The 6,599-nt window shown below is 68.8% G+C and carries 8 protein-coding genes; 4 read left to right on the plus strand and 4 right to left on the minus strand.

Features of this window, described 5'->3' with window-relative positions; all coding sequences use genetic code 11:
• The coding region (locus QZV94_RS21575) for an energy transducer TonB (protein WP_293681800.1) at positions 1–216 on the plus strand (216 nt) is incomplete at its 5' end.
• 26 nt (positions 217–242) lie between these two features.
• Here the strand turns inward: QZV94_RS21575 and QZV94_RS21580 are convergent.
• Complete coding sequence (locus QZV94_RS21580) at positions 243–1,412, minus strand: acyl-CoA dehydrogenase family protein (RefSeq protein ID WP_293681803.1); 1,170 nt, start codon at positions 1,410–1,412, stop codon at positions 243–245.
• Positions 1,409–2,452, minus strand: coding sequence for an FAD-dependent oxidoreductase (locus QZV94_RS21585; protein WP_293681805.1), 1,044 nt, complete (start codon positions 2,450–2,452; stop codon positions 1,409–1,411). The genes QZV94_RS21580 and QZV94_RS21585 overlap by 4 nt, the downstream gene beginning before the upstream one ends.
• Before the next feature lie 74 nt (positions 2,453–2,526).
• Between QZV94_RS21585 and QZV94_RS21590 the strand changes: the two genes are divergently transcribed.
• The 3 genes from QZV94_RS21590 to QZV94_RS21600 all read left to right on the plus strand — a co-directional run bounded on the left by QZV94_RS21590 (position 2,527) and on the right by QZV94_RS21600 (position 4,567).
• Entirely contained in the window at positions 2,527–3,048 is a 522-nt protein-coding gene (locus tag QZV94_RS21590) for a CinA family protein (protein WP_293681808.1), read from the plus strand.
• A gap of 80 nt (positions 3,049–3,128) precedes the next feature.
• Entirely contained in the window at positions 3,129–3,740 is a 612-nt protein-coding gene (locus QZV94_RS21595) for a DUF6644 family protein (RefSeq protein WP_293681811.1), read from the plus strand.
• Positions 3,737–4,567, plus strand: a complete 831-nt coding sequence (locus tag QZV94_RS21600; protein ID WP_293681814.1) for a DUF6644 family protein — start codon at positions 3,737–3,739, stop codon at positions 4,565–4,567. Before QZV94_RS21595 ends, QZV94_RS21600 begins: the two co-directional genes overlap by 4 nt.
• 6 nt (positions 4,568–4,573) lie before the next feature.
• Here QZV94_RS21600 and QZV94_RS21605 read toward each other — a convergent pair whose 3' ends face one another.
• Together QZV94_RS21605 and QZV94_RS21610 are read right to left on the minus strand one after the other, a co-directional pair.
• Entirely contained in the window at positions 4,574–5,404 is an 831-nt protein-coding gene (locus QZV94_RS21605) for an alkaline phosphatase (protein WP_293681817.1), read from the minus strand.
• Positions 5,405–5,565: 161 nt separating this feature from the next.
• Positions 5,566–6,599, minus strand: a 1,034-nt coding sequence (locus QZV94_RS21610) for a ferritin-like domain-containing protein (protein WP_293681820.1), incomplete at its 5' end; no start/stop codon positions are given.

Below are 6,599 nucleotides of genomic sequence, written 5' to 3' on the forward strand. Positions count from 1 at the left end.
CTCGGCCAGGCCGGCCAGGCCACGATCTCCTGCTCGGTTACCGGCGTCGGTACGGTCGAAGCCTGTCGCATCGTCGGCGAGACGCCCGCATCCATGGGCTTCGGAACCGCCGCGCTGAAACTTTCGAGGTATTTCAAGATGAACCCGCGGACGGTCGACGGCCGTCCGGTCGAAGGCGGCAAGGTGACGATCCCGATCCGGTTCAACCTGTCCTGAGCCCGGCGGGCCTGCCGTCGTCCGCTTCAGTAGCTCTTCGGCAGGCCCAGCACGCGCTCGGCGATGTAGTTGAGGATCATCTCGCGGCTCACCGGCGCCAGGCGCGCGATCATGCTCTCGCGCATGTAGCGCTCCACGTCGAACTCCTTCGCGTACCCCATCCCGCCGTGCGCCATCACCGCCGCCTCGCAGGCGCTGAAGCCGGCCTCGCCGCCCAGGTACTTGGCGGCGTTGGCCTCCGCCCCGCACTCGCGGCCGTCGTCGTAGAGGGCGGCAGCCTTGAAGGTCATCAGGTTGGCCGCCTCCAGCTCCGCCCACGCCCTGGCCAGTGGATGCGCCACGCCCTGGTTCATCCCGATCGGCCGGCCGAACACCACCCGCTCCTTGGCGTAGGTCGCCGCCCGCTTCAGCGCGGCGCGGCCCAGCCCCACGGCCTCCGCCGCCACCAGCACCCGCTCCGGGTTGAGCCCTTCCAGCAGGTAGTAGAACCCCCGTCCCTCCTCGCCCACGAGGGCGTCGGCCGGCACGTGCAGATCGTCGATGAACACCGCATTGGACTCGATCGCCTTGCGCCCCATCTTCGGGATCGGGGTGGCCTGGATCCGTTCTCGGTCGAAGTCGACGTAGAACAGGCTGATCCCGTCAGTGGCCTTCTTCACCTCCGCCTTGGGCGTGGTGCGGGCCACGATCAGCATCTTGGTCGCCCGCTGGGCCATGGTCGTCCACATCTTGCGGCCCGAGATGACGTAGCCGTCGTTGGTGCGGACCGCCTTGGTCGTCAGGCTGGTGGTGTCCAGGCCGGCGTTGGGCTCGGTGACCCCGAAGCACATGCGGTCCGTTCCGGCGATCAGCGACGGGATCAGCTTGCGCTTCTGCTCATCGGTCCCGAATTTCGCCAGGGGCATGGGGCCGAAGATGTTCAGGTGGATCGCGCTGGCGCCGGAGAACCCGGCCCCACTTTCCGCCACCGCCTGCATGGCGATCGCGGCTTCGGTGACCCCCAGGCCGGAGCCGCCCAACTCCACCGGCATCGCCGCGCCCAGCCAGCCGGCCTCGGCCATCGCCGCCACGAAGGCCTCGGGAAACTCGCCGGTCTCGTCCGTGCGCCGCCAGTATTCCGCGTCGAACCGCGCGCAGAGCTTCAGCACCTCGTCGCGGATCGCCTGCTGCTCGTCGGTGAACCAGAAGCCGTTCATCGCCACCCCCCCGACCTTCCTGTCCCGAACCGCGCCGGGTCCAGCCGCGCGCCATAGGGGCCAGCATCGCGCCCCGTCACGCAAGCCGCCACGACCTCCGCCACCAGCGGCGCGAGCAGCCAGCCGTTGCGCCGCGCGCCCACCGCAAGCACCACCCCGGACGCCTTGCTCCAGCCGGCCATCGGCAGCCCGTCGGGTGTCGCTCCGCGCACCCCGGCGGCGATCTCGAACCGGCCGTCCCGCAGGGCCGGGAACAGCCGCACTCCAGCCGCCAGCAGCGGCGCGGCCACCGTGAAGTCCACCAGGGTGTCCGCGCGCCCGGGCTCCATGGTCGCCCCCACCGCCAGGCCGCCCTGCCCCGGCGCGGCGTAAGCGCCCTCGGTGCGCACCGTCACGCCGGCCACAGGCCCCGGGAACCGCACGATATGGCCCTTGATCGGGCTGAGTTCGACGAGTTCGGGGGCGACATCGGCCAGCCCCGTCGTGGCGCCGGTGGCGATCACCAGGACGTCGGCATCGCCGCGGCCAGTCACCGCCTCGATCCTGAACGCGACGCCGCGCGCTGCGGCCGCCGCACGCAGGGTCGGCAAAGCGGCCTCGGGATCAACCCGCCAGTCCTCGCGGGTCAGGATCGCGTGGTCCATCCGGTCGGACAGCCCCGGCGCCAAGGCCAGCGCGGTGGCTCGCCCGATTTCCGCACCGCGCAGGCCCAGGGCATCCAACCCCGCGGTCACGCGCGCCAGCCAGGCGTCGTCCCCCACGGCGATCGCCCCGGATCGGTCAAGGACCACGCCGGTGCGCTGCGCCAGTCCCGGCCACCGGTCGCGACCGGCCATCAGGAGGTCGAGGTGGCTCCGGGCCGCCGGGTCCAGCACCGCCTCGAACACCGGGGCGATCATGCCGGCCGCCACCGTCGACGCGTTCGGCCCGGCGCCAGGGTCGAAGACGGTCACCGCGCAGCCCGCCTCGGCGAGGGCCAGCGCACTCGCCAGCCCCAGCACGCCCGCGCCGGCGATCGTCACTTTGGGGGCCCCGCTCATGGCCCTAAGCACCCGCTGGCGTCGGGAAAATCAAGGCCCGGAACCGGGCTGGCGGCGACGGGGTTACCTTCGCCATGGCTGAAGCCCTTGATCCCGCCATCCCCGACGACATCGAACGACTGGCTCAGGCCGTCCTTCAGGCCGCCTGCGACCGCAAGCTGATGCTGGCCACCGCGGAGAGCTGCACCGGCGGCCTGCTCGCGTCCCTGCTCACGGACATGCCCGGCAAGTCGCACGCCTTCGAACGCGGCTTCGTCACCTACGCAGAAGTGGCCAAACACGAGGTCCTGGGCGTTTCTCGCGAGATCCTGGCGACGGAGGGGGCTGTCTCCGAAGCCTGCGCCAGGGCTATGGCGGAGGGCGCCCTGGCGCGCTCGCGCGCGGACATCGCGGTCTCGGTGACGGGCTTCACGGACAACGCGCCGGGCCAGCCCGGCGGCCTGGTTCACGTCGCCTGCGCCCGCCGCGGCGGTCCGACGCGCCATCGGATGGAGCAGTTCGGCGACATTGGCCGGGCCGAGGTCCGGCTCAGCGCCCTGCGCACCGGTCTCTGTTTAATCCGCGACGCGCTGGACGACCTCGCCCAGGCCGCCTAGCTTCACGGCTACGCACGGCGCCATGGACGCGCAAGCCGGCCCCTGTAGAAGAGCCGGTGTGTTTGGGGAGGGGATCCCGGTTGATACGCGACCTGTTCGTCTGGATGTCCAGGCTCGGCAAGGGGCCCGGCGAGTATGATCCCTCGTGGAGCGACCTGCTCGCCAGCTCCCTGAACTTCTGGGGGCTGCTCGAGGGCACTCACGTACTGTCGCTGATGCTGTTCGCCGGCACGATCTTCGTGGTCGATCTTCGGCTGCTTGGGGTCATCTTCAAGAAGACGCCGGTGTCGGTCATCAGCGACCGGATCCTGCCCCTCACCATCTTCGGCATGGTCATCATGGTCGCGACGGGAACGGCGCTCGTTTTCGCCAAGCCTTTGCTTTATTATCACAATATCTGGTTTCGCCTGAAGCTCATCTTCCTGGCGGCAGCCTTCATCAACATCATCGTCATGCACTACCGGCTGCAGCGGAACATGGCGCAGTGGGACGCCCTGCCCAAGCCACCGACCAAGATCCAGGTATCCGCCTTCGTCTCGCTCGCCTGCTGGATCGTGGTGATCACCTTCGGCCGCTTCATCGCCTACGATTGGTACAACTGCGGCAAGCCCCTCCCCGACTGGGTGAACGCCATCGAGGAGTGCAAGACGTCGCAGGACGGCGCCGTCGACCTGAAGGGGAATCTCCTGTGACCATTGCCCCGCAGGACTTCCTCCCCCAGCTCGCCGACTGGGTCGCCCAGCTCGACGACGTTTTTCCCGGCAAGCAGATCAAGCCCTGGTTCGCCCAATGGGAGGTGGGCCATCTGCTGTCGCTGGCGGTGCTCGGCGGCTCATCCATCCTCCTCAACCTGCGCCTGATCGGCGTGGGACTGACCGACGAGCCGGCCTCGGAGCTCAACCGCAACCTGCGCGGCTGGATCATCGCCGGCATGATCGGGATCGTCGTCACCGGCCTCCTGATCGGCTCGTCCAACGCCGAGCGGCTCTACACGTCCGAGGCGTTCACCGCGAAGATGATCGGCCTTTTGGCGGGGATCATCCTCACCTTCGCCGTGACCCTCACGGCGACCCGAAACGACGGTGCGATGGGTCCCGCCGCCCGCGTCTCTGCCTTGGTCGGCCTGGCCGTCTTCCTGGTGGCCATCTCGGCGTTCCTGATGGCCAAGCTGGCCAATCCCGGCCTGTGGCACGTGATCAGCGCCGGGGCGCTGATCGTGCTCTTCGCCACCCGCGGGCTGACCCGGATCGTCTATCTTACCGTCATGCTGGCGATGATCGCCGCCCAGCAGGTGTTGACCCACGTGGTCTACAAGTTCGACGACTACGCCCACCTCGACCCGGTGAACAAGGGCTTCGCCTGGGGCTACGTGGCGGTGATCCTCGGTTTCGGCGCCCTCCAGGCCGTCGCCTCCGGGCGCAGCCAGGCGGCCGGCCCGTTCGTCAAGCTGATGGCCTTCGCCGCCATCCTCGTCTGGGTGATGACCGCGGCCGCTGGACGATGGCTGGCGTTCGCCTGACGGCGGTCAGCGGCGTGCGGCGGTCCGGGGCGGAAGCACGGCTGCGCGCATCAAGGCGTAAAGCGCCAGGGGATCGGACACACCGGCGAACGCCGGCGATCCCGGCCCGCGGGCGCTGTTCCCCGCCACGACGACCAGGGTGTCGACGCTACGGGTCGCCGCCATCGCGGCCTGCATCGCCCGCGACGCTTCGGCGGTCCCCGCGTCAGCCACCACGACGAGGACGAACCCGGCAGGGCGGCGCCCGAGCAACTGGAGAGCACGCTCCGTCATAACGGAGAGCGACGGTTCGTCCTCGCCGTCGCCCTTCTCCTGGCCCAGGCGGTCTGGCGAGAACAACCCGAGAACCGGACCCGCGGCGACCGAGGGGTCCAGAGCCGTCAGTTGCTCCGCCGACTTTAGATAGGCGCTGTCTGGGTTTCGCGCGCGCCACTCGGCGACCAGATCGCGGCCGTCCCGTCGGACCCCAAACCGGCGCGGATGTCGCGGGTCGGGTCTTGAGCCCGGCGCGAACGCCAACCGGCCGCCGCCCAGCACCACGTCGAGCCCGCCTCGGTGGTCGAACTCGACCAGTTGCCGAGCGATGTCGCGGCATCCTTCCGCGATCGCGTTCTGCGGCATGTTGGCATCGACTTCCCAGTTCACGTCCGTAACGTGGGCATAGGCCGCCGCCGCTCGCGTTACGCGATCTGTGGTGACAAGGCCGGCAGCGAGCCCGGCTTCCTTCGCGTCTTCGAGCAAGGTGGCCACTTCACGCCCGCGGGCTTCACGGCACTGTCCACGCGACGCCGTCGCGTCCATGCCGACGACGCCGTCCTGAGTGCGGACGCCGGTCACGATCTCCGCCAGAGCGGCGGGGTTCTCTTGTCGACCGACGAACAGGACGAGGTTTCTGGGGTGGCCAGGTGTCGTGGATGCGCGGTGCGAGAGTGGCGCGCAGGCGCTGAGCGCCACAAATCCCGCCAGACAGAGGCCACGCGCGGGCCTGTTCACCGCGGCTATTCCGCCGCGATAGATACCGACGCCGCGCGGTCCTTGAAGTTGATCTCCTGGAGGTACTTGATCCCCTCCTCGGCGATGTCGTCGCCGACCATCTTGTCGCCCTCCCCCTTCAACTCGTCCATGTCGACGTAGGTCGCATAGAAGGCCCGGGTGCGGTCAGTGATCAGGCCGGCGTTGAGCAGCGTCTTGATCAGGACGCGGAAGATGTTGGTCTGGCTCTTCAGCCGCTCGCGCCGCGCGTCATCGTTCTGGATGATCTCGCGCACGCCCTCCAGCACCCGGTCCGGGTCCATCCCGAAGTCGCGGTAGACCTGTGCCTGCTGCACGGGGCTGCCCAGGTTGAACAGCAGCGACTGGAAGCAGTGCGCCGCCCAGTCCTCGACCGTCGCGCGCTCGTCCTCGCTCATCCGCGGGATGGTGCGGTCGGCCCAGATCTTCCCGAACTTGTGGTGGAAGGCCTCGTCGGTCATCACCAGCTGGAACAACTTCCGGGCCAGCGGGTCGCGGTTGTACTTGAAGCCGGTGGCGAAGGCGCCCATCGCCAGGCCCTCCACCAGCATCTGCATGCCGATGATCTTCTTATAGACCTCCGGCGCCTCGATGATGTCGACCAGGAGCTGCTTCAGCACCGTGCCGCAAGGCCGCGGCAGGCCCCAGCGGGCCTTGATGTACTTGGCGAAGGCGGTGACGTGGCGCGCCTCCTCCCGCGTCTGGTTGGCGGCGTACTCCTGCGCGCCCTGGTCCTTCAGCACATGGCACAGGCTGGCCGACAGGTTCAGCGCGCCTTGCTCCCCATGCAGGATCGAAGAGAACTGCCACAGCGTCATCTCATTGATGAATTTCGCCTTCTGGCCGGTCTTCTCGAGGTGCTCCAGGACGTAGGGCACCCCGAGGCTCAGCACCTGGTCGTCGGGCAGCAGCGCATCGTTCTCCATGTCCCACGGCGCGGAGAAGTCGATGTACTTGGGGTCCAGGGGATCCCAGAAGTGGTCGTGGGTCGCAGAGATGATCTTGTCGAAAGCCGTCGAGC

This window comes from uncultured Phenylobacterium sp., from assembly GCF_902826855.1.
In the GTDB taxonomy this organism is placed as follows: Bacteria; Pseudomonadota; Alphaproteobacteria; order Caulobacterales; family Caulobacteraceae; genus Phenylobacterium.

What these genes read in the sequence shown, in the direction of transcription:
- QZV94_RS21580 (WP_293681803.1), bottom strand. Translation starts at nt 1,412, where the DNA reads ATGAACGGCTTCTGGTTCACCGACGAGCAGCAGGCGATCCGCGACGAG.
- QZV94_RS21585 (WP_293681805.1), bottom strand. Translation starts at nt 2,452, where the DNA reads ATGAGCGGGGCCCCCAAAGTGACGATCGCCGGCGCGGGCGTGCTGGGG.
- QZV94_RS21590 (WP_293681808.1), top strand. Translation starts at nt 2,527, where the DNA reads ATGGCTGAAGCCCTTGATCCCGCCATCCCCGACGACATCGAACGACTG.